The organism is Brevundimonas sp., from assembly GCF_036659295.1.
Taxonomy (GTDB): Bacteria; Pseudomonadota; Alphaproteobacteria; order Caulobacterales; family Caulobacteraceae; genus Brevundimonas.
This window is the reverse complement of the sequence record NZ_JAVXCU010000186.1, coordinates 1-531: the sequence shown is the minus strand read 5'-3', so window position 1 is coordinate 531 and position 531 is coordinate 1. Positions and strand designations below refer to the sequence as shown.

Annotated in this window: 1 protein-coding gene; it reads left to right on the top strand. The window is 69.9% G+C overall.

Annotation, left to right across the window (positions count from 1 at the left end; translation table 11 throughout):
- Nucleotides 1-98 precede the first annotated feature (98 nt).
- Nucleotides 99-531 (top strand): TonB-dependent receptor plug domain-containing protein (locus tag RSB01_RS14270; protein ID WP_332625789.1); only part of this gene is annotated, 433 nt, incomplete at its 3' end.

Genomic DNA, 531 nt, shown 5'->3' with positions numbered 1-531 from the left:
CCAGCCCCGGACGTCTCACGCCAGACCAACCCGGCCGCCGCCGGACGAGCATCGGGGGGATACCGAGCTCGATGACCACCAGAGGGGATAACCAGACCATGCGTGCAGCCTTCGCTCGTCGAAGCTTGAAGACGGCCATGTTGGCCACCACGGCCCTGTTCGGCGCCGCGACCGGCGCCGTCGCTCAGGAAGCCGCCGAAGACCAAGCCACCCAGGTCGACGAGATCGTCGTGGTCGGCTCGCAGATTCGCGGCGCCAAGGTGACCGCCGCCCTGCCCGTCTCCGTGGTCAACGAGGAACAGATCCTGGCCACCGCCGCGACCTCGGGCGACGACCTGATCCGGTCGATCCCCCAGATGGGCGACGTGACCTTCAACTCGGCCTACCTGCCCGCCAGCTCGAACTCGGCGCGCGGCGACACCGGCTCGGTCAACCTGCGCGGTCTCGGCATCGGCAACACCCTGGTCCTGCTGAACGGCCGCCGCGTCGTCGGCCACCCGACCAGCCAGGCCAACGAGCACCTGGTCCCGG